The following is a 26,312-nucleotide window of genomic DNA, read 5'->3' on the forward strand; positions in this document are numbered from 1 at the left end:
GGCTTTTTTTGTGTCATCCGATTAGCAACTTCTCTTTTGGATAGCGAATCTTCCGGTCCATCTGGCGTGCGACCGTGAAGAGGATCGTCAACGAACCGACACGACCGAGTAACATCATGAACATGATAAAACTCTTACCTGCATCGTTCAGTTCCGCCGTGATCCCGAGTGATAACCCGACCGTCCCGAAGGCCGAGACTGTCTCGAACAAGAGTGCTGTCGCCGGAATATGACCGTTCGTCAAGATAGTCAGTGCGGTAATCAATAAGATGAAGAAGAAACTCGTAATAGCCACGATGTACGCTTTTTTAATTTGGAACGCGTCAATCGTCCGCTCGAGGATGACCGTCTCTTTTTTCCCGACGATGAACGCCCACATATCGGCCAAGATGACAACTACGGTCGTCACTTTAATCCCAGACCCAGTGGAAGCGGCTCCAGCACCGATATACATGAGAATCAAGACGACCCCGATTGAGATCGGCGCCATCGTCGTGAGGTCGATTGTATTGAAGCCTGCGGTCCGTGTCGTCACAGCCTGGAAGAAGGTGACGTGCATCGCTTCTCCGAACGGACGGCCATACAGTCCGCCCTCATTCGATACCCACTCAAACAACATGAGCGAGAACCAGGCAATCCCGTTGACGATGGCAAGCGAGGCAATCATGATTTTCGAATGGAGGGCGAGGCGCTTCCAACGCTTCACCTCGGTCGCATCCGCGATGGTCGTGAAGCCGAGACCCCCAATCATGAGCAGCACAGCAATCGTGATCACAATGGCCGTATTCTGCTCGAACTGCATCAAATTGTCCGGCCATAGGGCGAACCCGGCGTTGTTAAACGCTGAGACCGCGTGGAAAAAGCCATAATACAGCGCCTCACCAAAGCGATACTCACCGGTGCTGTACAGTTCGACCGTTAAAAACAACATGCCGAGAAACTGGACGATGAGCGTCGTGAAGACGATGTTGCGGACGAGACGGACCGTGCCGCCGGGACCCGACAAGTTGAGTGATTCTTGGAGCAAGATGCGCTGCTTTAAACCGATTTTCTTTCCGAGCACACTAAGCAGCATGAGCGCGACCGTCATAAAACCTAAACCGCCGATTTGAATCAAGGCGACGATGACGAGCTCACCGAACGTATTAAAGGAAGTCCCAATATCAATTGTCGATAATCCGGTCACCGTTCCGGCCGACGTCGCGATAAACAGACAATCAATCCAGGACACGGGCTGTGTCTGTGCGAACGGCATATAGAGTAACGTCGCCCCTAAAAAAATGGCGAGCAAAAAGCCTGTCGCGATAAAACGGGCCGGCTTTTCAAACACGAGCCGGTAAAGCGCCTCAATTCGTTTTATGCGCAATTCCCGTACGGTCAATCGATGTCGCATCTCGCTATCTCCTTCAAATCAAGTTTTCTAAGGCTCATACTACTCCTCACTTATAAAATTGCCAACTAGAAAAATGTATCGCTAACTGTTTGCCAGATTTTTTGGTAATATGAGAGATAGACTTTATGAATGTTGAGGAGGTTGAATGAAACCGTGGACCCTAGTACGGTAGATCATTCGCTAACGGATGTCTCGCGAAGGTTGGAGCGTCAGTCACAATGCATGCCCGCCCATCTTTATTTCCAGCTCGAAGAACTGCTACATTGGTCACTTGATCAAGAAGTTGTGAATCAATTGTACGCATTATTAAAAAAATACGACGTGTTAACCGATATAGAGCGTGAAGAACGAAATATCAGCATCCAAATGCTGATTGACGAAAACGGCGCTTAACCATCGGGAACGCATTTGCGGGAGACGAGTTAAGTCTCTCGCTTTTTTTGTCTCCTGATTTTTTTTAGAAAGGTGGAAAACATAGACATGGATGTCGTCACGTTAGTAGGACTCATACTTGGGTTCCTCACCCTCGTCGGAGGGATGGTATTGAAAGGAGCCGGGATTGCCCCGCTCATCAACCCGGCAGCACTCGTCATTATTTTTGTCGGGACAGCGGCCGCGGTCAGTATCGCCGTTTCCAAAGAACAGCTGCAAAACGTACCGAAGTTGTTCGGAATTCTCTTCAAAAAGCAGGAGTTACCAAGTAAATCCGGGCTTTTGACACAGTTCGTCGACTTGTCGACGCAAGCGCGTAAAGAAGGACTCCTGTCGCTCGAGACAGCGCTCGAACAAGTTGAAGAGCCGTTCTTGAAACAAGGGATGATGATGGTCATCGACGGCCAACCATCCGAATATATCGCCGAGGTCATGTCGCGCGATATCGAGAACATGGAGCAACGCCATAAAGCGAACTCGGACATCTTTACCCAAGCCGGCACGTACGCGCCGACACTCGGCGTTCTTGGAGCCGTTATCGGTTTGATTGCGGCCCTAAAAGATTTGTCTGATATCGAAAAGCTCGGTCACGCGATTTCAGCCGCGTTCGTCGCGACGTTGTTCGGGATTTTCACAGGATACGTCCTCTGGTTCCCGTTCGCCAATAAATTAAAGCAGTATTCGAAGAGCGAGGTCATCATCAAAGAGATGATGATTGAAGGAATTCTCTCGATTCAAAGTGGGGAGTCTCCGAAGACGTTAGAAGATAAATTGTCTGTGTATTTGTCTCCAAAGGAGCGAGCCGACTATGAAACGCAAAAAGAAGCATGATCATGAGGAACATATCCCGGAAGGTTGGTTAATCCCTTACGCCGATTTATTGACGCTCTTACTCGCCCTATTCATCGTCTTGTTCGCCTCGAGTAACATCGACCAGACGAAGCTCGAGAAAATGTCTCAATCCTTTAACCAAGTGTTCTCTGGCGGGACGAGCGTGTTCCAAGCGTCAACCGCCTCGAACAGTGACATCAGCCGTACGAACAAGACAGATACGACAGCGAATCCTCGGACATATGAGCTCGCCAAACTGGATGAGTTAAAAGAAGAGGTCAATCAATACATCAAAAAGAACGGGCTCGAACAAGAGATTGAAGCGACCATCAACTCGAGCGGTCTCGTTTTGACGATTCAAGACCGAGCCTTGTTCAGTATGGGGGAAGCGACGCTTGACGCCGAGGCTAGAACGGTGGCCGGCTCGATTAGCGGTATCCTGGAAAAAGCCGGTAACCGTGAGATTGTCATATCGGGTCACACCGATAACATCCCGATCAACACGGCCCGGTTCCCGTCGAACTGGGAACTCAGTTCAGCCCGGGCCACGGCTTTCATGCGCGGCCTGTTGACAAACGATGCTTTGAACCCTAGCCAGTTCACGCTCGCTAGCTACGGAGAATACAAACCGATTGCGACGAACGACACCGAAGCAGGGCGCTCGAAAAACCGCCGGGTCGAAGTGTTGATTAAACCACTCGTCGATTTATCAGAAGGCTCACCGAAGATGCTCGAAACGATCGTCTTGCCATAAAAAATCCCACTCTGTTGAGAGTGGGATTTTTTATTATCGAGTCCATTCGAAATACTTACGTGACAAATCCGTGAGCGGGCTGTTGAACAAGCGTTTCCGCCAGTAAAGGTCGGCCACTTTTTTCACGGCCTCGCTTCGCGACGGGTACGGATAAATCATGCGGGACAGCTTGCCGATTTTATCGCCTCGTTGCATCGCATAGACGACGATTTGCATCCAATCCCCGGCCGTCATACCGATGGCGTGACCGCCGATGATTTTGCCGTTCTTGCGCGTGATGATTTTGACGAAACCTGTCTCTTGTCGGTCGGCGACGAAGCGGTCGACCTCAGACAGTTTCGCTTCAAACACCTCGACGTCGTCACCATGGCGCTCCCGTGCCTCAGCTTCGGTCATGCCGACGTGGAACACTTCCGGTTCCGTGAACGTGATCCACGGCATCTTCGTGTAGTCGACCTTGTTCCAAAGTCCGAACAAGGCGTTGGCCACGACCGCTTTTCCTTCCTCGCCAGCTGCGTGTGTGAACGGTAACGTCTTGATTGTATCGCCAATTGCGAATATATGAGGTTGCGATGTGCGGTACGTCGACGTAACGTCGACAAATCCGTCTTTGACGTGGACGTGAGCCCGGTCGAGTCGAAGCTCATCGATTCTCGGTTTCCGGCCTGTCGCCACGAGCAGCTTGTCCGCCTCGTACGTGACCGTTTCGCCATCGATTTCGCCGGTGACGTGAACGCGTCCGTCGACTTCCGAGACTTGATTGATGTTGATGCCGATTTTAAGGCGCATCGCCATCTCGAGCTGCGAACGGAGCAACTTACTGACCGATTCGTCCTCTCGCGGTAAGAACGTGTCCTGAGCCTCGAGCACGGTCACTTGACTACCAAGACGAGCGAACGACTGAGCGAGTTCGAGACCGATTGTCCCGGCCCCGATGACGATGATGCTCTCCGGCAATGTCTCTTCTTCAAACACTTGCTCATTTGTTAAGTATGGCACGTCGTCCAAGCCGTCAATCGGCGGTATCGTCGGTTGCGAGCCGGTCGCGATGACGAATTTCTTCCCAATCAGTAAATCGTCACCGACTTTGAGTTCGTATGGGCTTTGGAACGAGGCCTCGCCGATATATACGTCGACCCCAAGCTTTTCGAAACGCTCCGTCCCGTCATGGTCTTGAATGATGGCACGGGCACGGTCGACGCGTGCTTTCGTCGTCTGGTAATGGTCGCGGCCGTCAAACTCGGCTCCGAGTACTCGGGCAGCTTGCATCATGCTGCTCGCTTCTTTCGAGGCGGCGATCAGTGCTTTCGATGGGACACACCCAACGTGAAGACAGTCTCCACCAAGGTGTTTTTTCTTCTCGACCAAAGCGACTTTCGCCCCTAAATTTGCGGCACCGGCCGCGACCGTCATTCCGGCCGCACCCCCACCAATCACAATCAATTGATAATCCTTCATCTCATCAACCTCCGATAGCGTTCACTCACGTCTTGCATCCGTTTCCGGTTCACCCCAAAGTCAGAGTGACCGAGTCGTGATGCCGAGCGGAATTCAATTTGTCTTGTCTCATCGTCGAATCGGAATTCGACGTCATCCTTAAAGCGCATCAATTTCGTTGTCACGACATAATGGAGCGTGTCATCCGTCTCCTTGACGAGCTCGGTCCGAGGCAGTTGCCCCATCACCATCTTGATTGTCTCGATGCTCTCGGCGCGGTCTCGCCCGTATGGGAGCGGCTCCATGCGTAGCGCTTCGATTGTCGTTTCGGTCGAGACGGCGTTCGGACTACCTGACAATGGCTTCAATGATTTCGTTGCCATGAAAAAAACCTCCCTCATTCTACATACAATTACATGTATCCTGAATTCGGAAGGTTTAACCCTTTTAATGCAGTTCGCTCGGGTCAAGCGGCAAGAGAACGGTCACCGTCGTCCCATGACCGATCTCACTTTCGATAACGAGCTTTCCTTCGTGCGCCTCGATTAGCTCCTTAGCAATCGCCAAGCCGAGCCCGCTGCTCCCTTTCGTCACTTGCGCCTGATAGAACATTTCAGTGATGCGCTGCAAGTGTTCCCGTGAAATACCAGGTCCCTCGTCAATAATTGAGATGAACGCGACTCGCTCCGATTGCACGAACCGTATCGTCAACGTCCCACCTTCTGGCGAGAAACGGATGGCGTTCTCGAGCAAGTTTAAAAATACTTGCTTCAGCCGGTTCTCATCGAACAGTCCGATCGACTTTTGCGGATATCGCTCAATGAGCGTAATCTGTTTGTCTTCGAGCGACTGTTTCAATTGAATCGTCACTTTCCGTAACAACGACACGAGATCAAGTTCTTGCCGATACAAGACGAGCCGGCTCTCTTCAATCTTCGTGTAATCGAGCAGCTGCTCGACGAGCCCGATCATCCGCTCCGTCTCCGAATGGATGATGCTCAAACCGAGCTCAGTCTCGTCCGACACTTTCTCGTCCCCGCCTCGAATCGTCTCCGTCCACCCTTTAATCGAAGTGAGCGGTGTCCGCAATTCGTGCGACACGTTGGATAGAAATTCATTCCGCGTCGACTGGTGCTGCTGGACTTTCGCACCTAAATATGTGAGCGTCCGGGCCAGTGCCCCGAGCTCATGTTTTTCATTGGAATAGACTTCAACATCGAAATCACCTTGTGCCATCTCATCGGCCGTCTCAATGATGTCTCGAATCGGTCGCACGAAGCGGTCTGCAATCCGAATGACAGCATAGAGCGCGACCAGCCAAATCAAGATGCCAATCATGACGACAGCCATCCAAATCTCGCGAATCAACGTGTCAAGGTCGGCGAGCGGCCGCGTGAAGCTGATGGCGAATTCACTCGTCTCTTCCGTGATGATTGGACTCGTCACCGACAAATAGTGATTCCCATCGGCATCGTAGTCTTGGACGACGGACTCGCCTCGAGCGAGATCTTGCAACTGTTCGGTCGAAAAGGCCGCCTGTTGCGCCCGCTGTCCTGTCGTCTTGATGATTTGACCGGTCCGGTCGACAATCGTCAAATCGGTACCGGGATAGCCGAATGTCCGAACGAGCACCGAGAACGCGCTCGGTGTCTCGAATCCGACTTGCGCCTGTGGATACAGATAGGCGCTCGTCGTCGCATGGCTGAGTAGCGCCTCTGATTCATATTCATAGTAATAGCGGTACGTTCCGTACGACAGGACGCTCACGAGCAAGACGAGCACGAACGTCATGACGAGCATAATTCGAATGACGAGCTGTTGCTTCATCCGTCATGTCTCCGCCACTTGTACCCATGCCCCCATAGCGTCTCGATATAAGCCGGGTGACTCGGGTCGTCTTCAATCTTTTGACGGAGACGACGGATGTTGACGTCGACCGTCTTTCTGTCCCCGAAGTAATTGATGCCCCAGACGGCATCTAACAGCGCGTCACGCGATAAGACGACTTCCTCGTTTTGGACGAGGTGACAAATCAAATCGTATTCGGTCGGGGTCAAATCAATCGCCTGCCCATACTTCGTCACTTGCTTCGCCGCCAAATCGATGGCGAACGGTCCGGACTTCAACCGTTTCTTCTCTTTACGCTTCACTTTCTCGACACGGCGCAGGAGTGCTTGAATCCGTGCCACAAGCTCACCTGGGCTAAACGGCTTGGCGATATAATCGTCCGCCCCTCTGCCGAGCCCTTCAATCTTATCTTCTTCAAGCGTGCGTGCCGTCAGCATGATGATGCCGACGTTCTCATCTAAGTCGCGGATGGCGGCGCATGCCTCGAATCCATCCATTTCAGGCATCATCACGTCGAGCAAGACGACATCGAACGGCTCACGGTCGAACGCTGTGACCGCCTCGCGTCCGTTCGTCGCCTCAAAGACGTCAAATCCGGCTCGTTTTAAATTAACGATGATAAAGCTGCGAATCGCATGCTCATCTTCGGCTACTAATATTCGATTCATATATCCACCTCTTCTGAAGTTCACTACTCTACATTATAGTTACGTTTTTGCGACAAGGTTGTCAATTGACCTCAAATCGTATTAGGATGGAGTCATTAGATTCTGAAGGAGGACTCCTTACCATTATGAGTTACAAGATGATTGTTTTAGATATGGACGATACGCTCCTCACGAGCGACCATACAATTTCCGCCAAGACGAAAGCAGCCTTGCTAGATGTACAAGAACGCGGACATAAAGTCGTGCTCGCGAGCGGTCGCCCGACATACGCGATGTGGGATGCCGCCCGTGAACTCGAACTTGCCAAATATGGTAGCTATATTCTCTCATTCAACGGTGCCTCAATCATCAATTGTGAGACGAATGAAGAAATCTTCTCGAGTACGTTGCTTCCGGAAACGGTCGCCCATCTCCATGATATCAGTGTCCGGGAAGAAATCGCGATTCATACGTACATCGGTAACGAAATCGTAACCGATCAACCGAACCCGTATACTGATATCGAAGGTGAATTGACGGGGATGCCGGTCATCCATGTCGCCGATTTCAAAGAAGCGGTCACGACGCCTGTCGTCAAATGTCTCATGCTCGGTGACGGCGACACGCTCGCTCCAATCGAAACGAAACTGCAAGTCGAACTTGAAGGAAAACTTGCTGTCGCGCGTTCAAAACCGTTTTTCCTTGAGTTCACTGAAGCGGGTGTGACGAAAGGGACGAGCCTCGCCTTCCTCGCCGAACACGTCGGAATTGATCAAGCCCACGTTATCGCTTGTGGTGACGGGAACAATGACCTCACGATGATTGAATGGGCCGGCCTCGGAGTCGCCATGGGCAACGCCAACACGACGGTCAAAGGCAAAGCCGACTTCATCACGAAATCAAACAACGAAGACGGGATTGCCCACGTCATTGAGACGTTCATGGGAACGGTCCTCATCGATCGGTAAGTGAACAAACTGGATTGAACCAAGGAGGAATTACGATGAATAAAGGATTGAAACGAGCAGGACTTGGACTGGTCGGTACGGCTGTCGCCGGTGCCGCCTATGTATTTTTGTCCCCGAAACCGACCTCACGTCTCGTTAAGACCTCATTTGCCGGCGGGAACGAAGTGGCCATCAAAGGGTTTGATGAAGTCGTTCAAAAAACATCGGTCCGGAAAGATATCGACTATCATTCAGCCTATGAGAACGGGACGTTCGACTTGATTCGCTATGAAGGCGAGAAACAAATTGTTCCGACCATCTTTTGGGTGCACGGCGGTTCGTTCGTCGGTGGCGACAAGGCCGACGTCTTCAAATATGCGACGTCAATCGCGAGCAACGGCTATAACGTCGTCAGCGTCAACTACGCCCTTGCCCCTGACGTTACGTATCCCGTCCCGCTCCAGCAGCTTGAAGAAGCATACACGTATATCGCGGAAAACAATGACCGCTTCCGTCTCGACCTCGACCGCGTCTTTTTTGCGGGTGATTCGAACGGTGCCCAACTCGTCGCTCAGTTCGTCGGTATTCAATTGAACGACGACTACGCACCATCGGCCGAAGTGAATCAAGTCGTTCCGAAAACGTCGATCCTCGGCACGATTCTCATGTCAGGTCCTTATGACTTAAAACGAAGCATCATCGAGTCATCGAAGGCGGTCAACCGCTTCTTGTTCAAACGGATTGGTTGGGCTTACTTCGGAACGTACAATTGGGAAGACTTGCCGGTCGTCGCGGAAGCGTCACCGCTCGTCAATATCCCGGCCACGTTCGTTCCGACGTTTATCACCGATGGCAACACCGGTTCGTTCGAGACGCAAGCGAAAGAATTTGCGACGATCCTCTCAGGTCGTGCGGACGTCACGAGCGTCTTTTATGACCGAAACGAGCACACACTCGGCCACGACTACCATTTTGAAATGGATAAGCCGGCAGCCAGTGCAACGTATCGCCGTTTAATCACGTTCTTGCGTGAAACGACGCGTTAAAAAATAATCCCCGCCCATCATTGGGCGGGGATTATTTTTGTCAGTTGAGCAATGCGAGCGCGCGGCCAATCAACTCATGCCGCGACGGTGACGTCTCACGTAACGCGTGCAACCGTTCCGTCAACGCCTGTCGAAGCGCATCAGACTCGACGAGCTCCAAGCATTCGATGTGGAGCAACCAAGCATCGGGATGATCGGCAAGAATCGTCGGCACGAGCTCATCAATCGACTCGCCTTGCTCCCGCATATTGCGGACCTGATTGAACATCGGGTCATCGTTCGTCCATACTCGGGCGTCACGTTCGATCTGGACCGGCTTCTCCAAGATGACGAGTTCTTCAATCTCGGTGCCCGGAAAAATCGACGGCAGCGTATCTTGTCTCACTTCGAGTGTCTCCAGTTTAATCTGTCGTCCTTCGATGGTGATGACGACGTCTTCGAGATGCAACGCCTCTGTCGTCTCGCTGACGACTTGACCGTCTAACCGAATGTCCGCTGTCGCCAACACGTCTTGAAGCGGTCCATCGAGCACGAGCAGGCCATGATTATGCAAGTTCGTCAACTGACCGTGATTGACGTTCACGCAGTCGTCCCATTGGATAAGGGCACGGGCTCCAGAGCGTGTCACGTGACGAATCACACCGACGCGATCCGTCCCGTCTTCCAGTCGGATGGTCGATTGACTGCCCGACGCGAGCGCCTTCTCGAGCGAAGCGATCCCACCTTGGTTGACCGCCATCCGTGACTCGAGTTCGTCTAGCGCGTCCTTCAACGCTTCAAAGTCTGGAATGACGAATAACTCGCGTTGCATATTCGTCACGTCTTGCTTCGTTTCGAGGGCATGCTCCAAATTGAATGGATGCTTCGTGACGGCGTCTGTCAAACAGTGACGGCTCTCTCCGACCGAAGATAACAGGCCTGCCCCGTAGATGAGTGGATTGTCTACATCACCGATGAGACCAAACTCGACCGTCCACCAAAAGATGCGGGCGACTTGTTGTGCTTCCGAGAAACCGGTCACTTGGGCTTTGGCCGCATGAACAGACGCTTCGGCTGCCGCAATCTCCTCGTCCGTCGAGTTCGCATTCTCCTTCACGACGGTCAATCGTTTCAGTGCTGCAAACGAGGCATGTTCTTCTCGATTCATGAATGACCTCGCCCCGAGCTGACCGAACCGCTTCACAATCTGTGAAAATTCAGGATCCATCAACATCGGCGCATGGCCGGCCGCCTCGTGGATGATATCCGGTGCCGGACTGTACAAAATATTCTCGACTTTTCGGATATCGGTCGCGACCGGCAACATCCCGTTGCCTTGGAAATCAAAGAAAGCGACGCCTGGAATGAGACCATCGACTGCGACCGTCGACCAACCGGCCGACCGCATCTCTTCGGTCATCTGTTCGACGTTCGGGAGACGCTCAGGTCCCATCCCCGTCTTTTTCAACCCTTCGATGTAAAACGGATGGGCCTTACCTTCAAGCGTGTGCAAGTTCAGTCGCAATACGAAGCGCCAGACAGCATGATCGGTCGGCGTGTACTCGTCGTAGAACTGTGGCGAAATATGAGGGGCCAAATGGCGTGGAATGATTTGTGTGAGCATGATGTTTCCTCCTTTAGTTGACTGAACGTAAAAAAATCCCTATCGATTCACTCGATAGGGACGACTATGCCGCGGTACCACCCTGATTACTAGACGGACGTCTAGTCACTGTACTCCGATAACGGGGGACCGCTCAACAAGTGAGAGCTCGCGAACTGTAATTCGATTCATCCTATGGGCGTGTTCACAGCACCACACGCTCTCTGGGCCAGGGAAGATGTCTCTACTTCGGTTCGGTCATTGCTTTTATGCTGTTATACAGTTATGCTTCTATGCACATTCGCTTTTAAGCGCTAAAGTATCTTATTGCTAGTAACGATAACAGACGATTCGGACGCCGTCAACAAAAAAACAGTCCGCATCTGCAGACTGTCACAAACACCAATCGATTTCATGTTGTCCCCACTCACTCAACTTCGCATTCACTTGCGAGAATGGCTTCGATCCGAAAAAGCCGCGATGCGACGAGAGCGGACTCGGGTGGACCGAGGTCAAGACGGCGTGTTGCGGGCCAATAAATTTCTGTTTCTTTTTCGCGTCGTTCCCCCATAAGATGAACACGAGCGGCTCTTCCCGCTGTCCAAGTCGCTCGATAATGGAATCGGTGAACTGCTCCCAGCCCTGTCCCCGATGCGAACCGGCTTTGCCTGCTTCGACCGTGAGCGCGGTGTTGAGCAGCAACACGCCTTGACGAGCCCATGCTTCTAAATTCCCGCTGGTCGGTACGGGACAGCCGATATCGTCATGCAATTCTTGAAAGATATTTCGAAGCGACGGTGGGAAACGTACACCGTCTTGGACCGAGAAACTCAGTCCATGCGCTTGGTTTGGCCCATGGTATGGATCTTGTCCGAGAATGACGCATTTGACGTCCTTGAACTTCGTATAGACGAACGCATTCCAAATGTCTTCTCGGGCCGGATATACGGTCGATGACGCATACGCTTCATCGACGAACGCTTTCAAGTTAGTAAAATAAGGCTCGGCCATCTCGGATGCGATGATGTCGCTCCAATCCCCGAGCAGGCGATTTGATAACTGTTCTCCCATGTGTTTCTCCCCTTTCCGTCTTATCATACCCGAATCGATGGCACACAAAAAGGCGAGCCCGATTGGACTCGCCCTTGATCATTATACTGTGACTGCGCCTGCGACTTCTTTCGCAAGTGCTTCGGCTTTCGCTTTTGCGTCAGCAACGATTTCTTCGATTTTGTCTGGGTATTGGTTCATGCCTTCAACTGGAAGTGTCGTCACTTCTGTCACGCCTACGAATGCGAGTGCTTGACGAAGGTATGCGTCTGCGAAGTTGAGGTCTGTACCTGTGTAGATTCCACCCGTACCTTGGATGTGGATCGCTTGTTTGTTCTCGAGAAGACCGACTGGGCCTTGTTCTGTATAACGGAACGTTTTACCAGCAGTCAATACGCTGTCGAGGAACATTTTCATGCGAGCTGGGAAGAAGAAGTTCCACATCGGTGTCGCGAACACGTACATGTCAGCTTCCATGAATTTCTCAAGCATGCCGTTCATCGTCGCGACTTTAGCCGCTTCGACGTCAGTGAGGGCTTCGCCTGAAGCGAATTTGCCCCATGCGCTGAGGACGTCGCCGTCGATTTCTTGAACATCGACATCGTATAATTCGATTGCTTCGACTTCGAGTGACGCATTCTCATTCGTGAGTGTCGTCATGAACGTTTCTGCGACTTGTTTGCTGTATGACAATTCTGTTGGTTTCGGGTTAGCCGATACGTATAATACCTTTTTCATAAATGGGTTCCTCCATAAGTGTGATCTCTATTTTTGTAACAACAGTTAGAACTATATCATCTGTATATCTCACAGTCAATTAGTTTAACTTCAAGATAAATAGCCAAAAAAAAACAGGCAGGTGTTATTTGCCTGCCGCGTTATAACCGACTCGTTTCAATAAATCGATTAACTGTTCAGTCTCTTGGTCGCTAAGGGGACCATAGATGTCTTTAAAAATCTCGATATGCTCTGGATAGACGACGTCCATCAAGCGCTTACCTTCCTCTGTCAACGAGGCGTATGTGACGCGTCGGTCAGACGGGCAAGCCACACGCTCAATTAAGCCACGTTTTTCAAGCTTATCAATCACGTACGTGACGCTTCCGCTCGTAATCAAAATTTGGTCTCCGATTTGCTGGAGCGGGGTATCCCCTCGTTTATACAAGACGGATAAAACACCGAACTCTGTTGAATTCAATTGGTGGCGTCGTAAATCGTCCTTCACACGGTCACTGATTGCGTCCATCGCTCGTGCCAAGACGATCCATGCCTTCAATTCGAGTGATTCAATCATGTCGGTTTCACCTCAATTCGTTCATCATTTACCTTTAGTATAGCAGGACATGAGCAGTATACGGTGGGAAAAACGCTTCGTCAAGAAACTTCTTCATTGTCGCCTCTGTCTGAAACGTATAGAATGGAATTATTGCGATTTTTAGAAAGGGTGGACGGTATGCGTGAGTATTACGAGATTTCATTGACGATTAAACAAGCCTATTTGAGTACGGTCATCGAGTTGTTGAACCGGGAAGGGATCGCCCCAGACTATGCGCTCGAAAAAGAAGGCGCGGTCTTTTTACTATTCAATCACTTGCCATGGCCGAACGTCACGCGCGAACCCCATGCGGTCGAACGCTTTTTATTGACGTTGTCGCGTGAGGACTACTTGTTCGTCAAAACGAAACGTAAGTCCCCCGTCCCTGACCATGAACCGGTCGCCTGCATGGGTGCATTCGATTCGCCGTTCCATGAACATTTGAAGATTGAACTCGCCGTCGACGAATCAGATGCTAGCCACCTTGATATGTCGGCATTCCGCCATTATTAAACAACACGTCTGTGTTGTTTTTTTATGACTAGCCTCGCCACAGGACGGGAATACATGACAATATCTGAATGTGAAAAGGGGAATGTACTTTGATGGATACAGTCATGTTAATCGTCAACCCGTCGTCTGGGAAAGAGTTAGGGAAAGAACACGCCGCGGCCGCGGAGGAGGTCTTGCGAGAGCGTTACGGCAACGTCGATGTCCGGTTCACGGAGAAAGCAGACGATGCCACACATTTTGCGAAAGAAGCGGCATCGAAACAATATAAAGCTGTCATCGCGATGGGTGGCGACGGGACACTAAACGAGGCCGTAACGGGGCTCGCCGAAGCCGATCATCGTCCTGATTTCGGCATCATCCCGCTCGGTACCGTCAACGATCTCGCACGCGCGCTCGGTGTCCCTAGCGACCCCGCAGATGCCATCGAGGCGCTCAAGACGGCGCAACCGACACCGATGGATATCGGTAAATACGAGAACGGCTACTTCATGAACGTCATCGCGATCGGCCTCATCGCCGAGGCTGTCGACGAGGTCAGTGTCGAAGAGAAGACAAAATGGGGCCCGTTCGCCTACTTGATTGAAGGAATCAAAGCGTTCCGTGAGCATAGTCCATACGCCTTGTCGGTCCAAGCCGAAGAGCACACGTTCGATGGAGACGCCTATTTGGTCGTCATCGCCCTCACGAACTCGGTCGGCGGGTTTGAAAACTTTGAACCGGACGCCGAACTGAACGACGGGTTACTTCACGTCTATCTGTTTGAGAACCTCGGCTTTAAAGACGCCATCCAACTCGCGCCGGCCCTCTTCACCGGCAAGTTGAAAGAGACGGACAGCGTCACGTCCTTCACGACGAAACGGGTCCATGTCGACTCGCCAGAATCACTTCCGGTCAATGCCGACGGAGATACGGGCGGTAAACTCCCGCTCACGTTCGAAGTGCTTCCGAGCCACCTCAACGTCTTGAAGCCGATTCAGTAAAAAGGGGACTTTTCAGTTCGAGGGCAAAGAAGGATGCCTGAAAGGAGGGGAACTCGATGCCCATCTCGCTCGTCCCATTGCGAGAAGCGTCCGACGCCATCGTCGCGACGTTCAATCGTTGGAATAACGATCCCGCCATCGTCCATTTGATTCGTCCGGCCCAATCCGAAGCCGAACTCGTCGCGGAACACCACATGACGGTCGCAGACTTGACGGAACGTCTGGACACGCACGATATTTTCTTGATTTACGACGATGATCGGCTCATCGGCGAGGTGAACGTCATCTATGACGCCCCGCACTTGTATGACAAAGAACGCGGCAGCGCTTGGCTTGGTCTGGTCATCGGTGAACAAACAGGTCGCGGGAAAGGCGTCGGCACCGCAGCCCTCACGTTGTTGGCAAATCGACTTCGTGCCCAAGGTGTGCCACGCATCGAGCTAGGTGTGTTCGGATTCAACGAAGCGGCGCATCGCCTCTATCAAAAGCTCGGTTATCACGAAATTGCCCGTATCGAGGCATTCACGTACTGGGACGGTCAATTTTGGCCGGATATCCGGATGGAAAAACGATTGGATTGAATAAGGCCTTCCTCGATGCGAGGAAGGCCTTTCGTCAGTTATTTAAATTCTCGACTTCGACGACGCGGAACCCTTTTTGTTCGAGTTTGGCGACAATCTTGTCTTTTGTCTTCTCGTCACAGTCCGGCGGCAACGTGATTAACACACGACGCAACACCTTGCTCTTGGCGTCAAGCGTCATGAGGCTGGCGATTGATGAATATTTGCTGATGACTTTCGTGATTTTCTCGAGCGCCCCTGCCTGCTCACTGAGTGCAATCGTGACGACATAACTCCCCGTGTCACGGCTCCATGCCTCTTCGAGCATGCCGAGCATCTTCCCGTGTGGCAAAATCCCGTAAAATTCGTTGCTCTCGTCTTTCAAGACCGCGATATACGGAAGTTCTTTGATTGAGAAGAAGACTTTGAAAAAGCCGTCTGACTCGTGGACGTACTTTTGTGTGTTCTTGATGAGTTCCATGACGTTATCGTCTAGGCTCGCCCCACTCATCCCGTGGCGATAAATATGCATTTTATAAATATTACCGCGGAAAAACGTTCCCGTCTCATCGAGTACAGGGACACAACGGTATCCTGTCTTTTCGAGCGTGTCGAGCGCCTCGCGCAATGTCGCCTTTTCACTGATTGTGACGACATCTTTCTTCGGAATGCATAAGCTATGCACTAACATGCGGTTTTCCTCCTAGCCAATTGAAAGTGGTCTACACCCTATTCATTACTATTCCCCAAATACGATTGAAATCCTGCCATCATTTTTTGAAACTTATTCCGGCTTAGATGCGACCTCGGGATTTGTCGTAACGCCAAAAAGTCGTTATAGTGAAACTATCCAAACAGACAAAGGGGATTGAACGACTATGACGATGAAAAAAGCTTTAACAATCGCTGGCTCGGATACGAGTGGCGGTGCAGGCATCCAAGCTGACTTGAAAACGATGGAAGAGCTCGGTGTTTACGGCATGACCGCCCTCACGGTCATCGTGGCTCAAGACCCACATAACGCGTGGCATCACGAAGTGTTCCCGATCGACACGACATTGATCGAGAAACAGATTGATACGGTCCTCGCTGGGATTGGTGTCGATGCTGTCAAGACAGGTATGCTCCCGACTCCAGAGATTATCGAACTCGCTGCCCGTAAAATTAAAGAGTACGGCATCCAAAACGCGGTCGTCGACCCAGTCATGGCATGTAAAGGTGCCGACGAGATTCTCAACCCGGACGTCGCGGTCGCGATGCGCAAGCACCTCGTGCCGGTCGCTAAAATCATCACACCAAACTTGTTCGAGGCGCGTATGCTCGCTGGCCTCGATAAGACACCTTCAACGATGGAAGAAATCAAAGAGGCTGCTCGCTTGATCCATGAACTCGGCGCTGAAATCGTCATCGTCAAAGTCGGTGGCAAGCTCGGCTTCGACACAGCATTCGACGTGCTTTACGACGGCAACGAGTATCGCCTCCTCGAGAGCGAAAAAATCGACCCTGCCTTCACACACGGCGGCGGCTGCACGTTCTCGTCAGCTATCGCGGCGTCACTCGCGAACGGTCACTCGGTCGATGAAGCCATCGAAATCGGAAAAGAGTTCATCACGGAAGCGGTCCGTCATTCGTTCCGCCTCAACCAATACGTTGGGCCAACGAACCATACCGGTTACCGCAAAAAACTAGCAACACAATCATAACGGGTGGCCCGGGACGCATGTCTCGGGTCATCGTTTCCATTGGAGGGAACCGCGTGAAATCAATTCAACCTACAACCATCCAGACTTATTTGGACGCGCATGTATCCATGCCGCTCTATGTCCATGTCGAGACGACGAACGGGGCGTATGCGACGCATAACGACCCTGATTTCCATAACGCCGGTATGTTCATTCGCAACATCGTCATCGAATATAGCATCGGCCAAATCAAGGGCGATGGACCATACCGGGTCGGCTTGAAACTCGATCACGGTTGGCTTTACGTCGAAGGTTTGACCGACTACGAACAGCACGGAGACCAGCTCCTGCTCGCCGGCCATGACCGTCTCGGACGTCTCGCCTGCGCCTTACACTTAGACATCAAACCGCTCCCGCAAGGAGCCTCGGAGGTGGAAAGCCAATGAATGGACCATTACTCGTTATTTTTCCGCATCCCGATGATGAAGCGTTCAGCTCGGCCGGGACGATTATCCAACACCATAAACACGGATTCCCGGTCACGTACGTCTGCCTGACGCTCGGTGAGATGGGCCGCAATATGGGTTCGCCGATTTTCACGACGCGTGAAGAGTTGCCGAAAATTCGTAAACATGAGCTCGAGGAAGCGTGTGCCGTCATGGGCATCGATGACCTCCGCATGTGGGGACTTCGCGACAAAACCGTCGAATTCGAAGACGAAGCGGAACTGGCGGCACGTTTCAGCGCCTTAATCGAGGAAGTACAGCCGGCACGCGTTATCTCCTTCTATCCGGGTTACGCCGTCCACCCTGATCACGAGGCGACGGCACGTGCGGTCGTCCGAGCGTTGCAAGACATCGATGCCTCGAAGCGTCCTGAATTTTTAGGAGTCGCGTTCGACCATCGCACCGACGCCGAACTCGGAAAACCGCACGTAGTCATCGAAGTCGGTCAAGAGAGCACGGCGAAGCGTGAGGCGTTGCTCGCCCACCGTTCACAGACGGAAGGCCTGTTACGCGCCATCGACAACGCAGAAAACGCCCACGTCATGGAGTTACTCCAACGTGAGCGCTTCTATCACTATCCGTTCTCATGATTCATAGGCAAGGCGTGTCACGTACAATAATGTACCGACAGCTCCTAAGCCGATTAACGTTCCCAATACGACAACGATATGTTCCATGTTCTCACCTCTACTTGGTTATACGAACTTGATGGATCATTGGTTTCAAAGCGCATGTGCTGACATGCGCTTTTTTTCTTAGAAGTACAAGAAGTAAATCACAGCCGCCAACACGATGCGATAAATCGCGAACGGCGTCAACTTCACTTTGTTGATCAACTTCAAGAAGAACTTAATCGACAAGAGCGCGAACAAGAACGCGCTAATGAATCCGACAACGAAGACCGGTAGGGTCGCCATCGTAAAGTACTCCCATTTGCTGTAGAGCGACAGCGCACTAGCACCGAACATGATCGGTACGGCCATGATGAATGTAAAATCTGCCGCGGCCCGGTGACTCATCCCTAAGAGGACACCGCCCGAGATGGTCGACCCTGAGCGTGAAAAACCTGGCCAGAGCGAGAAACATTGAATCAAGCCGACACCGAGCGCTTGTTTATACGAAATCTCATCGAGCGTTGCTGTCGTTTGACGCTTCACGCCTGACAAATCCGCGGCAATCATGAAGAATGCTCCGATGACGAGTCCGATTAAAACGGTCTTGATCGAGAACAAGTTCTCGTCGATATAGTCTTCAAACAATAGCCCGAGCACGCCTGCCGGGAGCAGACCGATGAAGATATGCAGCAAGTTCAGTTTCTTTGTCGGCCCGCTGCTGCGAATCGCGAGCAACTCCTTCGGATTCAACAACTCTTTGAATCGATTTCGAAATACGACGATGACCGCTAAAATCGAACCGAGCTGAATTACGATCTTAAATGTGTTCGCCACCTCTTGACCGAGGAAGCTGCTCGAGTTGAGCCACAGGTCATCCACGAGAATCATATGTCCCGTTGACGATACCGGAGCAAACTCTGTCAGTCCTTCGACGACGCCTAACAAAAAGCCAATAAATAATTCATACCATTCCATTGTTTATCTCCTACTCCAGTATTGTTTCTTATCATACACAAATTTATTCTCAACCGCCCTAGGTCTTGGGACGTAAAAAAAGAGGACGCTTCAGGAAGCATCCTCTTTCCACGCTCTGACCGTGACAATCGCTTGATGCACACAAACGGTAATCCCGATGAACAAAAAGGCGGCGAACAGCGTCACCCCTGCCCCGACGGCAAACACGAGCCCGAACAGGATGATGCCGCCATGCAGCAACATCGAGACGGACGATTCCGTCGTCGCCCGAATCGTGGACGGGACACGGTGGTGCAACGCCCCGAGATAGAGCGGTTCAACGATCCCGATGAGACAGGCCATTCCGACCATCATCACGAGACCGGTCGGCCCTGGATACAGACCGAGGATGACAAAGCCAATACCGATGCCCCAGCCAATCCAGCGCAACCAACGCTCGGCCGTGGCGAAACGTAACAGCACCGGTGCGACCAACTGTCCAGGTATTTGGATGAGCAGTAGAATCGTTGACAGCATCCCGAACCAATAAAGCGGAAGCGCGACGTCGCGCACATACAACTGCCAGAACTCATCGATAAAATTGAACGCACTAATGGTCACAACAAACAACGACGTTACGATAAACACGCGACGATGTTGCCGAATAAAGCGGAAACCGGCCGCGATGTCCGCCCACATCAACCGTTCGTCCGATACGACTCGCTTTGTTTCAATCAGACCGAGGCTGCATGTCGTCGCGATGAACAAACTGACAATCGACAGCACGTAATTCAGCTCAAACGGGAAGCGTGTCGCCAACAGACTGCCACTGAGGGCCGCGAGCACGGCTGCGACGATTCCGATGACGTTCAATCGACCGACTGTACGTTCAAACGTTCCCGCCTTTCCGTCCTGTTCGAGCGTCTCATACAGCAACGCATTCTCGGCCCCGCTTCGAAACGCCGCTCCAATGCCTGACAAGCCGATGGCGACAGCAAACCCGACAAACGAGAACGACAACAGTAGAACGATAAACGATAGACATTCCAACCCGACCCCGATTTGCATCAGCCGCCGCCGCTCAAATCGGTCGGCGAGGACACCCGTCGGCACTTCAAGCATCACGACGAGGACGGCGTAAATCATTTCGAGATAGACAACCTCTTGAATCGTGATCGTCCGCGACTCCCAAAACAGACGTTCAATCGTGTAGGCCGGGATGAGCGCATCGAACCAACGCATCCAACCAAGCAACACAACGTTTCGACCGACTTAACTAGGTGAACGTGCTCTTTTCATCATACATCTCCTCCTTGTTTGTCTATTCCCGCTGACACAAAAAAAAGCCACGGAAACATTCCGTGGCCTGCACATTATTTAAGCAGATTGAGCATCTCGCGATTGAACGCCGGGATGTCGTCCGGTTGACGGCTCGTCACGAGCTGTTCTTGGCAGACGACGACTTCTTTGTCCGCATACTTCGCTCCAGCGTATTCCATGTCGACTTTAATCGACTTGTAGCCCGTCGCATCGCGGCCTTCGAGCGTCTTCGCCGTAATCAACAGCTGTGGTCCGTGACAAATGGCGAACACCGGCTTTTTCGCGTCCATGAACGCTTTCGCGAACTGGACGAAACGGTCATCTTCGCGCAACAAATCAGGTGAGAATCCGCCCGGTAAGAGCAGTGCGTCAAAGTCTTCTGGTGAGACGTCGTCGATGGCTTTGTCGATTGTGACCTTCGACTCCCCTTGTTTGCCTTCGACTGTATTACCAGCTTTCTTTTCAATCGTGACAACTTCGTGCCCCGCTTCCACCAATGCGTCGCGTGGACCCGTGAACTCTACGTCTTCAAACATGTCTGTGATTAGCGTTGCTACTTTTGCCATATTGAAACACTCCCTCATTATTTTTAAGCACATAGGGAGTGTTCCACAACTAACCGGACCATAAACATTCAGCGAAACTTGGAGACGTACGGATTGGTCCGTTCGAAGAAGCGATACGGATAGTCACGCGCTTCGCCCGTGTTCGGAATCCCGATGCGCGGACCGGCCTCGATGTCTGGAATGACGTCCCCTTCGACGATATAGAGCGGTTCATGTTGGAGCGAATGCCCGTACAAGTCCATCGTGATCCCGAGCGCTTTCGTCAGTTTCCCAGGACCGTTCGTCTGATCGAACCGTTTGATGCCAGGACGATGCATGTCGATAATCGCCTGTCCTTCAATCGGCTCGATGGCTCGGATGAGGACGGCTTCCGGCGTGCCGACCGGACCGCTCACGACGTTCAAGAGTGTATGCGTGTGCATCTGATACGTATAGACGTGTCCCGGCATCCCGAACATGACCTCGGTCCGATTCGTCCGTCTGCCGCCGAAGCTATGGGCCGCTCGATCGATGGCACCAAGGTACGCTTCCGTCTCGACGATTTTCCCGACAATTTGACCGTCGAAATGATTGTGGACGAGATACTTACCAAGCAGCGATCGGGCCAATTCAATCGTCGGTTGTTCATAAAATGATAGGTCGAGTCGTTTCATCGTCATCCCTCCTCCACCTATTTTCTCAAACGTTAGCGCACGGACACAAAAAAAATGCCCTTCGTAGTCAAAGGGAATTCATGATCGGAATCGAATGGTATGACATACGAGAAAGCGAGGCGAAGAAAGATGGGGTATCTTCTAGAGTTAAGACAGACAGTGGGGAGCAGGCCGCTCATCAGTGTCGGGGCGACCATCCTCGTGTTGAACGAATACGGGGAGCTGTTGTTCCAACATCGGTCCGATACGAATGATTGGGGATTGCCCGGAGGCTCGATGGAGTTGAATGAGACGTTAGAAGAAGTGGCCGCTCGTGAATTGAATGAAGAGACAGGGCTTGAAACGAATCAATTTGAACTCGTCGGTGTCTGTTCGGGACCGAAGTTTTACTTCAAGTATCCGAACGGAGACGAAACGCATAGTGTCATCAACCTCTTCCATGCGAAGCGCGTGCAAGGGGCGTTAGCCATGAACGACGGAGAAAGTCTGGACTTGCAGTATTTCTCAAGAGCTGACTTGCCATCGAACATCGAATCGAGGGCTCAGGCGCTCATCGACCAGTTCGGAGATGCGCTATGGGAACTTGAGAGCTCTTTTACTTGAGACACTCAAAAACCATCCAGGACCTTTAATTGTCCTAGATGGTTTTTTTGAGTGATTCGATTAAGATGCGATTCGCATCGTCTCACGCTGCTTTCCCAACTTCACGTATCCGAGAATAATCGAGAAAATCGGGCTGAGCCAGAGGAAGAAGGCGAATGGTGCGTATTCAAGCACCGGCACCCCGAGTGTAGCGGCGAAGAACGCACCCGACACGCCCCATGGAATGAGCGGGTTGATGACCGTCCCACCGTCTTCGAGGGCACGTGACAAGTAACGGGGATCGATGCCGCGATCGATGAACCCTTGCTTGAACGCTTGACCTGGGAGCAAGATTGACAAGTACTGTTCGCCCGCGAGCAAGTTGACGCCAATCGAGCTGAGGACGACCGACAACACCGAGCTGCCTGGTGATTTCAATCGTTCGAGCAACGCATCGACAATCGCTTGGAATACGCCGAGCTCACGGAGCAAGCCACCGAACGCGAGCGCAATCAAGACGAGACTGACCGACCAGAGCATCGACTCGAGTCCGCCACGATCGAGCACAGCTGCAATCGTCTCGTTCTCGACACCCGACTTGAACCCGGCCTGCATGACACCGAACCAGTTTGTGACGTTCCAGTTGCCTTGAACGAAACCAGCCGTCAACACTCCGGCGAACATCCCGACGAGCATCGTCGGCAAGACCGGCATGCGACGGAACGCAAGCACCGCGACGAGAACCGGCGCGAGAAGCGTCAACCATGACAAGTTGAATCGTCCAGCGAGTGCCGCCTGCGCTTCAGCGATTTGCGTCGTATCCGCCGCTTGACCGCTCCGACCGAGAAGCGTGAACAAGACGAGGGTGATGAGGATGGCCGGTACGGTCGTCCCCATCATAAAGCGGATATGGTCGAATAGTTTGACACCAGCCACGGCCGGTGCAAAGTTCGTCGTATCCGATAGCGGACTCATCTTGTCACCGAAGAGTGCACCCGAAACGATGGCCCCGGCCGCGAGCGCCGGAGAGATCCCGAGCGCCATCCCGATTCCGAACAAGGCGACCCCGACCGTACCGACTGTCGTGAAGGCACTACCCGTGAACGACGAGACGATCATCGTGATGAGCAGGACGCTCGGCAAGAACCATTGTGCTGAAATTGTATCTAAACCGATGGAGAGGATTGTCGCCACCGTGCCAGACATTTGCCATACGCCAATCAACATCCCGATCAACAGTAAAATCAAGACCGGCATAATGGCTTCACGAATCCCGCTAATCATCGCCGCTTCAATTCGTTTGAAATCACGCGTCCGATAATACGCGTAACCCCCTATTAATACCATTGTGCCAAAGATCGCCATATGTGGCGTCGCTTTGGCCAAAAACATCAGTGCGAGCAGGGAAATACCGCTCATCAGCACGACGAATACAGCCTCTTTTCCTTTCATCTGCATCGACGTCCCCTCCTTTCAGTTCCATCATTTCCTACCTAACCGCTTAAACGCTTTTATGCGCGAAAGTGTTTCAGTGATGTTCTTTACTATACCTGCTTCTCTTTTCCCTGTCAAACGTCTTTTTATGGTAAAGTAAACGCTCGAGGGTGACCTCCGGAGTTCGTAACCTCCTCCGACATCAAAACTAGCGAAAAAGGAAGTGTGCACGTTGCAACACGAAAAAGCATTGGTCGTCTTTAGTGGCGGTCAAGATTCAACCACCTGCCTATTTTGGGCAAAACAACAATTCTCTCATGTGGAAGCGGTGACGTTCGCCTACGGGCAACGCCATGACGCGGAAATCGAGGTCGCAAAAGAGATTGCGGCCGAACTCGATGTCCCGCACCACATCCTCGACTTGTCCTTACTCGGACAACTCACCTCTAACGCGTTGACGAGACATGATCTCGACATCGACAATGCGGACGCCCCAAACACGTTCGTCGATGGACGCAATCACTTATTCTTATCCTTTGCGGCCGTCATGGCCAAACAGCTCGGTATGCATCACATCGTCACCGGCGTATGTGAGACCGACTTCTCAGGTTATCCGGATTGCCGGGACCAGTTCGTCAAATCCTTGAACGTGACGCTCAACTTGGCGATGGACTATCCGTTCGTCATCGACACACCGCTCATGTGGCTCGACAAAAAGCAGACGTGGGAACTCGCGGATCAACTCGGTGCGTTCGATTATGTCAAAGAACGGACGCTCACGTGCTATAACGGCATCCTCGGAGCAGGTTGTGGCGAATGCCCGGCTTGCGTACTCCGTCAAAACGGCCTCGCCGCTTATGAGGAGGTGCGCGTATGAAGAACGCTCCATTCCTCGCCCCGACGAGTGTTGAAGCTAAACAAGACGGCTCGCTCATCTACTGTCCGCACCGTGTCCAAATCGTCAAAGAAGTGACATTCGATGCCGCCCATCATTTGTTTGATTACGACGGCAAATGCCGCGCGCTGCACGGACATACGTATAAATTGCAAATGGGCATCAGCGGTTTTCTCGATAACCGTGGCATGACGCTCGACTTTGGTGATTTAAAAGCCATCTTTAAAGAAGAACTCGAACCATACCTCGACCATCGTTATTTGAATGAGTCGTTACCTTATATGAACACGACTGCCGAAAACATGTGCTACTGGATTTTCGAACAGCTCGCCAAGCACTTGCCTGACGAGCGCGACGTCCGCGTCGAATTCGTCAAACTGTACGAGACGCCGACCTCGTACGCCGAGTTCCGCCGCGAATGGTTGGTGGACTGATGAAAATCCCTGTCCTCGAAGTGTTCGGCCCGACGTTTCAAGGGGAAGGCCGCGCCATCGGGCAAAAGACGATGTTCGTCCGGACCGCCGGTTGCGATTATCGCTGTTCGTGGTGCGACTCCGCCTTCACTTGGGACGGCTCAGAAAAACCTGACATGCTCACAGCCGACGAGGTGATCGAACGGCTCGACGCGCTCGGTGTGTATGACTACGTCACCATCTCGGGCGGCAACCCGCTCCTCATCGCCGCGATGAAAGACTTGGTGACGAAACTGAAGGCGCGTGACGTCAAACTCGCCGTCGAGACGCAAGGCAGTCGCTATCAGGATTGGCTCGCTGACATCGACGACGTGACGCTCAGCCCGAAACCACCGTCTTCCGGCATGACGACCGACTGGGAGAAACTCGACGCCATCGTCGAACGGCTGCGCCCCGAACAGACAACGTTCAAAGTCGCCGTCTTCGACGAGATCGACCTCGCCTATGCGAAATCGGTCCAGACGCGCTACACCCCGGACGTCATGTATTTATCGGCCGGCAATCCTGAGCCCGGTGCGGACGGTGACATCACCGACGCCCAGCTCCGTCGCTTAAAAGAACTGTGGGAAGACGTCGCTCGTGACCCGTCATGGCAAAGCGTCCGTGTCCTACCGCAACTGCACACATTACTGTACGCCAACGAACGTGGCGTCTAAGGAGAATACTTATGAGACCAGATGACTTACAAGACTTGTCGCTCCTCGGACAGAAGAGCGTCCCATATATTTTTGAATATGCACCGGACGTCCTCGAGGCGTTCCCGAACCGTCACCCGGAGAACGATTACTTCGTGAAGTTCAACGCACCGGAGTTCACGTCACTCTGCCCGATCACGAACCAACCGGACTTCGCGACGATTTACATTTCATACATCCCGGACGAGAAACTCGTCGAGTCGAAATCGCTCAAGTTGTATTTGTTCAGCTTCCGCAACCATGGCGATTTCCACGAGAACTGCATCAACGTCATCGGGAAAGACCTCGTCAAGTTGATGGAGCCGCGCTATCTCGAAGTGTGGGGCAAGTTCACGCCCCGCGGCGGCATCTCGATTGACCCGTACTACAACTACGGAAAACCGGGCACGAAATACGAAAAAATGGCGGAACATCGTTTGTTCAACCACGACTTGTATCCTGAGACGGTCGACAACCGATAAATCAAAAAGTAGGCGTAGACTGACCTAGCGAAATGAGACACTAATAAAAACACCTTGATTAGGCTGCCATCCCACCGTATTTTATCGGTGTAAGGTAGCCTAATTTTTCTTGGATACGTTCTTCGTTGTAGTAGGTCAAATA

General features: G+C 52.2%; 31 protein-coding genes and 1 other annotated feature. Of the genes, 16 read left to right on the plus strand and 15 right to left on the minus strand.

From position 1 onward, the window contains the following. Positions 1-13: 13 nt before the first annotated feature. On the minus strand, positions 14-1,393 hold the full coding sequence (locus tag KNP80_RS12005; RefSeq protein ID WP_214718457.1) for a TrkH family potassium uptake protein: 1,380 nt from the start codon (positions 1,391-1,393) through the stop codon (positions 14-16). Between the two features lie 141 nt (positions 1,394-1,534). On the opposite strand from KNP80_RS12005, the gene KNP80_RS12010 reads away from it, so the two are divergent. From KNP80_RS12010 to KNP80_RS12020, 3 genes are all read left to right on the plus strand, one after another. Beyond that, on the plus strand, positions 1,535-1,786 hold the full coding sequence (locus tag KNP80_RS12010) for a hypothetical protein (RefSeq protein ID WP_233005246.1): 252 nt from the start codon (positions 1,535-1,537) through the stop codon (positions 1,784-1,786). 87 nt (positions 1,787-1,873) lie between these two features. Then, positions 1,874-2,656, plus strand: a complete 783-nt coding sequence (gene motA / locus KNP80_RS12015; protein WP_214718459.1) for a flagellar motor stator protein MotA — start codon at positions 1,874-1,876, stop codon at positions 2,654-2,656. Continuing rightward, positions 2,634-3,410, plus strand: a complete 777-nt coding sequence (locus KNP80_RS12020) for a flagellar motor protein MotB (protein ID WP_214718460.1) — start codon at positions 2,634-2,636, stop codon at positions 3,408-3,410. Before motA ends, KNP80_RS12020 begins: the two co-directional genes overlap by 23 nt. Positions 3,411-3,443: 33 nt before the next feature. Here the strand turns inward: KNP80_RS12020 and KNP80_RS12025 are convergent, their stop codons facing one another. The 4 genes from KNP80_RS12025 to KNP80_RS12040 form a co-directional block, all read right to left on the minus strand. Further along, on the minus strand, positions 3,444-4,868 hold the full coding sequence (locus KNP80_RS12025) for a dihydrolipoyl dehydrogenase family protein (RefSeq protein ID WP_214718461.1): 1,425 nt from the start codon (positions 4,866-4,868) through the stop codon (positions 3,444-3,446). Then, positions 4,865-5,230 carry a DUF1499 domain-containing protein gene (locus KNP80_RS12030; protein WP_214718462.1) on the minus strand — a complete coding sequence of 122 codons (366 nt, stop codon included), beginning with the start codon at positions 5,228-5,230 and terminating at the stop codon, positions 4,865-4,867. Before KNP80_RS12030 ends, KNP80_RS12025 begins: the two co-directional genes overlap by 4 nt. A 64-nt stretch (positions 5,231-5,294) precedes the next feature. Next, entirely contained in the window at positions 5,295-6,674 is a 1,380-nt protein-coding gene (locus KNP80_RS12035; protein ID WP_214834806.1) for a sensor histidine kinase, read from the minus strand. Then, positions 6,671-7,363 (minus strand): response regulator transcription factor, encoded by a 693-nt coding sequence (locus KNP80_RS12040; RefSeq protein ID WP_021068122.1) that lies wholly within the window; start codon positions 7,361-7,363, stop codon positions 6,671-6,673. The genes KNP80_RS12035 and KNP80_RS12040 overlap by 4 nt, the downstream gene beginning before the upstream one ends. A gap of 125 nt (positions 7,364-7,488) precedes the next feature. Here KNP80_RS12040 and KNP80_RS12045 point away from each other — a divergent pair, with 125 nt between their 5' ends. Further along, positions 7,489-8,310, plus strand: coding sequence for a Cof-type HAD-IIB family hydrolase (locus tag KNP80_RS12045; protein WP_214834807.1), 822 nt, complete (start codon positions 7,489-7,491; stop codon positions 8,308-8,310). 35 nt (positions 8,311-8,345) lie between these two features. After that, on the plus strand, positions 8,346-9,335 hold the full coding sequence (locus KNP80_RS12050; protein ID WP_021068120.1) for an alpha/beta hydrolase: 990 nt from the start codon (positions 8,346-8,348) through the stop codon (positions 9,333-9,335). Positions 9,336-9,375: 40 nt separating this feature from the next. Here the strand turns inward: KNP80_RS12050 and KNP80_RS12055 are convergent, their stop codons facing one another. The 4 genes from KNP80_RS12055 to KNP80_RS12070 form a co-directional block, all read right to left on the minus strand. Continuing rightward, entirely contained in the window at positions 9,376-10,938 is a 1,563-nt protein-coding gene (locus tag KNP80_RS12055; RefSeq protein WP_214718465.1) for an aromatic amino acid hydroxylase, read from the minus strand. Between the two features lie 53 nt (positions 10,939-10,991). Continuing rightward, positions 10,992-11,188: a binding site (T-box leader), on the minus strand. A gap of 122 nt (positions 11,189-11,310) precedes the next feature. Next, on the minus strand, positions 11,311-11,988 hold the full coding sequence (locus tag KNP80_RS12060) for a uracil-DNA glycosylase (protein ID WP_214832893.1): 678 nt from the start codon (positions 11,986-11,988) through the stop codon (positions 11,311-11,313). Positions 11,989-12,069: 81 nt separating this feature from the next. Continuing rightward, the gene (locus KNP80_RS12065) at positions 12,070-12,705 is read right to left on the minus strand and encodes an FMN-dependent NADH-azoreductase (protein ID WP_029596264.1); all 636 of its coding nucleotides are present in this window, start codon (positions 12,703-12,705) and stop codon (positions 12,070-12,072) included. A gap of 124 nt (positions 12,706-12,829) precedes the next feature. Further along, positions 12,830-13,261, minus strand: coding sequence for a MarR family winged helix-turn-helix transcriptional regulator (locus KNP80_RS12070; protein WP_021068116.1), 432 nt, complete (start codon positions 13,259-13,261; stop codon positions 12,830-12,832). A gap of 159 nt (positions 13,262-13,420) precedes the next feature. On the opposite strand from KNP80_RS12070, the gene KNP80_RS12075 reads away from it, so the two are divergent. The 3 genes from KNP80_RS12075 (at position 13,421) to KNP80_RS12085 (ending at position 15,356) form a co-directional block, all read left to right on the plus strand. Further along, entirely contained in the window at positions 13,421-13,795 is a 375-nt protein-coding gene (locus KNP80_RS12075) for a hypothetical protein (RefSeq protein ID WP_021068115.1), read from the plus strand. A 92-nt stretch (positions 13,796-13,887) separates the two neighbouring features. Then, the gene (locus KNP80_RS12080) at positions 13,888-14,775 is read left to right on the plus strand and encodes a diacylglycerol/lipid kinase family protein (protein WP_021068114.1); all 888 of its coding nucleotides are present in this window, start codon (positions 13,888-13,890) and stop codon (positions 14,773-14,775) included. A gap of 56 nt (positions 14,776-14,831) precedes the next feature. Beyond that, positions 14,832-15,356: a GNAT family N-acetyltransferase gene (locus KNP80_RS12085; RefSeq protein ID WP_214834808.1), complete on the plus strand. Its 525-nt coding sequence runs from the start codon at positions 14,832-14,834 to the stop codon at positions 15,354-15,356. 34 nt (positions 15,357-15,390) lie between these two features. Here KNP80_RS12085 and cbpA read toward each other — a convergent pair whose 3' ends face one another. Next, positions 15,391-16,026, minus strand: coding sequence for a cyclic di-AMP binding protein CbpA (gene cbpA / locus KNP80_RS12090; RefSeq protein WP_021068112.1), 636 nt, complete (start codon positions 16,024-16,026; stop codon positions 15,391-15,393). Between the two features lie 187 nt (positions 16,027-16,213). On the opposite strand from cbpA, the gene pdxK reads away from it, so the two are divergent. Genes pdxK through bshB2 form a run of 3 tightly spaced genes read left to right on the plus strand, consistent with a single transcriptional unit; the run spans position 16,214 to position 18,113 of the window. Next, complete coding sequence (gene pdxK / locus KNP80_RS12095) at positions 16,214-17,038, plus strand: pyridoxine/pyridoxal/pyridoxamine kinase (protein ID WP_021068111.1); 825 nt, start codon at positions 16,214-16,216, stop codon at positions 17,036-17,038. A gap of 53 nt (positions 17,039-17,091) precedes the next feature. Then, positions 17,092-17,463: a YojF family protein gene (locus KNP80_RS12100; protein ID WP_214834809.1), complete on the plus strand. Its 372-nt coding sequence runs from the start codon at positions 17,092-17,094 to the stop codon at positions 17,461-17,463. Further along, positions 17,460-18,113 (plus strand): bacillithiol biosynthesis deacetylase BshB2, encoded by a 654-nt coding sequence (gene bshB2, locus KNP80_RS12105; RefSeq protein WP_034805162.1) that lies wholly within the window; start codon positions 17,460-17,462, stop codon positions 18,111-18,113. The genes KNP80_RS12100 and bshB2 overlap by 4 nt, the downstream gene beginning before the upstream one ends. Before the next feature lie 165 nt (positions 18,114-18,278). Here bshB2 and KNP80_RS12110 read toward each other — a convergent pair whose 3' ends face one another. The 4 genes from KNP80_RS12110 to KNP80_RS12125 all read right to left on the minus strand — a co-directional run bounded on the left by KNP80_RS12110 (position 18,279) and on the right by KNP80_RS12125 (position 21,636). Further along, positions 18,279-19,112, minus strand: coding sequence for an undecaprenyl-diphosphate phosphatase (locus KNP80_RS12110; protein ID WP_021068108.1), 834 nt, complete (start codon positions 19,110-19,112; stop codon positions 18,279-18,281). A gap of 90 nt (positions 19,113-19,202) precedes the next feature. Beyond that, complete coding sequence (locus tag KNP80_RS12115) at positions 19,203-20,333, minus strand: MFS transporter (protein ID WP_214834810.1); 1,131 nt, start codon at positions 20,331-20,333, stop codon at positions 19,203-19,205. A 131-nt stretch (positions 20,334-20,464) separates the two neighbouring features. Then, positions 20,465-20,977 (minus strand): type 1 glutamine amidotransferase domain-containing protein, encoded by a 513-nt coding sequence (locus KNP80_RS12120; RefSeq protein WP_029596270.1) that lies wholly within the window; start codon positions 20,975-20,977, stop codon positions 20,465-20,467. Between the two features lie 68 nt (positions 20,978-21,045). Then, on the minus strand, positions 21,046-21,636 hold the full coding sequence (locus KNP80_RS12125; RefSeq protein WP_214832897.1) for a DNA-3-methyladenine glycosylase: 591 nt from the start codon (positions 21,634-21,636) through the stop codon (positions 21,046-21,048). Positions 21,637-21,759: 123 nt separating this feature from the next. Here KNP80_RS12125 and KNP80_RS12130 point away from each other — a divergent pair, with 123 nt between their 5' ends. Then, positions 21,760-22,233 carry an NUDIX hydrolase gene (locus tag KNP80_RS12130; protein ID WP_034805169.1) on the plus strand — a complete coding sequence of 158 codons (474 nt, stop codon included), beginning with the start codon at positions 21,760-21,762 and terminating at the stop codon, positions 22,231-22,233. A gap of 60 nt (positions 22,234-22,293) precedes the next feature. On the opposite strand, the gene nhaC is transcribed toward KNP80_RS12130, so the two are convergent. After that, positions 22,294-23,670: a Na+/H+ antiporter NhaC gene (nhaC, locus tag KNP80_RS12135; protein ID WP_021068103.1), complete on the minus strand. Its 1,377-nt coding sequence runs from the start codon at positions 23,668-23,670 to the stop codon at positions 22,294-22,296. Between the two features lie 208 nt (positions 23,671-23,878). Between nhaC and queC the strand changes: the two genes are divergently transcribed. The 4 genes from queC to queF are packed head-to-tail and all read left to right on the plus strand — an operon-like array spanning position 23,879 to position 26,170. Continuing rightward, positions 23,879-24,523 carry a 7-cyano-7-deazaguanine synthase QueC gene (gene queC / locus KNP80_RS12140; protein WP_214834811.1) on the plus strand — a complete coding sequence of 215 codons (645 nt, stop codon included), beginning with the start codon at positions 23,879-23,881 and terminating at the stop codon, positions 24,521-24,523. Then, positions 24,520-24,975, plus strand: coding sequence for a 6-carboxytetrahydropterin synthase QueD (gene queD, locus KNP80_RS12145; protein ID WP_021068101.1), 456 nt, complete (start codon positions 24,520-24,522; stop codon positions 24,973-24,975). Before queC ends, queD begins: the two co-directional genes overlap by 4 nt. Next, positions 24,975-25,670, plus strand: a complete 696-nt coding sequence (gene queE, locus KNP80_RS12150; protein ID WP_251128948.1) for a 7-carboxy-7-deazaguanine synthase QueE — start codon at positions 24,975-24,977, stop codon at positions 25,668-25,670. Before queD ends, queE begins: the two co-directional genes overlap by 1 nt. Positions 25,671-25,681: 11 nt before the next feature. Then, entirely contained in the window at positions 25,682-26,170 is a 489-nt protein-coding gene (gene queF / locus KNP80_RS12155; RefSeq protein WP_214715054.1) for a preQ(1) synthase, read from the plus strand. The last annotated feature ends 142 nt before the right edge of the window (positions 26,171-26,312 follow it).

Source organism: Exiguobacterium sp. E4787 (genome assembly GCF_018618375.1).
Classification (GTDB): Bacteria; Bacillota; Bacilli; order Exiguobacteriales; family Exiguobacteriaceae; genus Exiguobacterium; species Exiguobacterium chiriqhucha.

Excerpts from the sequence above, each read along its gene's own strand:
- KNP80_RS12040 (WP_021068122.1), bottom strand. The coding sequence starts at position 7,363 with ATGAATCGAATATTAGTAGCCGAAGATGAGCATGCGATTCGCAGCTTT.
- KNP80_RS12085 (WP_214834808.1), top strand. The coding sequence starts at position 14,832 with ATGCCCATCTCGCTCGTCCCATTGCGAGAAGCGTCCGACGCCATCGTC.
- KNP80_RS12120 (WP_029596270.1), bottom strand. The coding sequence starts at position 20,977 with ATGGCAAAAGTAGCAACGCTAATCACAGACATGTTTGAAGACGTAGAG.
- KNP80_RS12065 (WP_029596264.1), bottom strand. The coding sequence starts at position 12,705 with ATGAAAAAGGTATTATACGTATCGGCTAACCCGAAACCAACAGAATTG.
- KNP80_RS12060 (WP_214832893.1), bottom strand. The coding sequence starts at position 11,988 with ATGGGAGAACAGTTATCAAATCGCCTGCTCGGGGATTGGAGCGACATC.
- queE (WP_251128948.1), top strand. The coding sequence starts at position 24,975 with ATGAAAATCCCTGTCCTCGAAGTGTTCGGCCCGACGTTTCAAGGGGAA.
- KNP80_RS12050 (WP_021068120.1), top strand. The coding sequence starts at position 8,346 with ATGAATAAAGGATTGAAACGAGCAGGACTTGGACTGGTCGGTACGGCT.
- KNP80_RS12115 (WP_214834810.1), bottom strand. The coding sequence starts at position 20,333 with ATGCGTTGGTTCGATGCGCTCATCCCGGCCTACACGATTGAACGTCTG.
- KNP80_RS12045 (WP_214834807.1), top strand. The coding sequence starts at position 7,489 with ATGAGTTACAAGATGATTGTTTTAGATATGGACGATACGCTCCTCACG.
- KNP80_RS12075 (WP_021068115.1), top strand. The coding sequence starts at position 13,421 with ATGCGTGAGTATTACGAGATTTCATTGACGATTAAACAAGCCTATTTG.
- KNP80_RS12110 (WP_021068108.1), bottom strand. The coding sequence starts at position 19,112 with ATGGAATGGTATGAATTATTTATTGGCTTTTTGTTAGGCGTCGTCGAA.
- KNP80_RS12070 (WP_021068116.1), bottom strand. The coding sequence starts at position 13,261 with ATGATTGAATCACTCGAATTGAAGGCATGGATCGTCTTGGCACGAGCG.
- KNP80_RS12035 (WP_214834806.1), bottom strand. The coding sequence starts at position 6,674 with ATGAAGCAACAGCTCGTCATTCGAATTATGCTCGTCATGACGTTCGTG.
- KNP80_RS12025 (WP_214718461.1), bottom strand. The coding sequence starts at position 4,868 with ATGAAGGATTATCAATTGATTGTGATTGGTGGGGGTGCGGCCGGAATG.
- KNP80_RS12130 (WP_034805169.1), top strand. The coding sequence starts at position 21,760 with ATGGGGTATCTTCTAGAGTTAAGACAGACAGTGGGGAGCAGGCCGCTC.
- cbpA (WP_021068112.1), bottom strand. The coding sequence starts at position 16,026 with ATGTTAGTGCATAGCTTATGCATTCCGAAGAAAGATGTCGTCACAATC.
- pdxK (WP_021068111.1), top strand. The coding sequence starts at position 16,214 with ATGACGATGAAAAAAGCTTTAACAATCGCTGGCTCGGATACGAGTGGC.
- bshB2 (WP_034805162.1), top strand. The coding sequence starts at position 17,460 with ATGAATGGACCATTACTCGTTATTTTTCCGCATCCCGATGATGAAGCG.
- queD (WP_021068101.1), top strand. The coding sequence starts at position 24,520 with ATGAAGAACGCTCCATTCCTCGCCCCGACGAGTGTTGAAGCTAAACAA.
- KNP80_RS12080 (WP_021068114.1), top strand. The coding sequence starts at position 13,888 with ATGGATACAGTCATGTTAATCGTCAACCCGTCGTCTGGGAAAGAGTTA.
- KNP80_RS12020 (WP_214718460.1), top strand. The coding sequence starts at position 2,634 with ATGAAACGCAAAAAGAAGCATGATCATGAGGAACATATCCCGGAAGGT.
- nhaC (WP_021068103.1), bottom strand. The coding sequence starts at position 23,670 with ATGCAGATGAAAGGAAAAGAGGCTGTATTCGTCGTGCTGATGAGCGGT.
- KNP80_RS12125 (WP_214832897.1), bottom strand. The coding sequence starts at position 21,636 with ATGACGATGAAACGACTCGACCTATCATTTTATGAACAACCGACGATT.
- KNP80_RS12030 (WP_214718462.1), bottom strand. The coding sequence starts at position 5,230 with ATGGCAACGAAATCATTGAAGCCATTGTCAGGTAGTCCGAACGCCGTC.
- motA (WP_214718459.1), top strand. The coding sequence starts at position 1,874 with ATGGATGTCGTCACGTTAGTAGGACTCATACTTGGGTTCCTCACCCTC.
- queF (WP_214715054.1), top strand. The coding sequence starts at position 25,682 with ATGAGACCAGATGACTTACAAGACTTGTCGCTCCTCGGACAGAAGAGC.
- KNP80_RS12055 (WP_214718465.1), bottom strand. The coding sequence starts at position 10,938 with ATGCTCACACAAATCATTCCACGCCATTTGGCCCCTCATATTTCGCCA.
- KNP80_RS12005 (WP_214718457.1), bottom strand. The coding sequence starts at position 1,393 with ATGCGACATCGATTGACCGTACGGGAATTGCGCATAAAACGAATTGAG.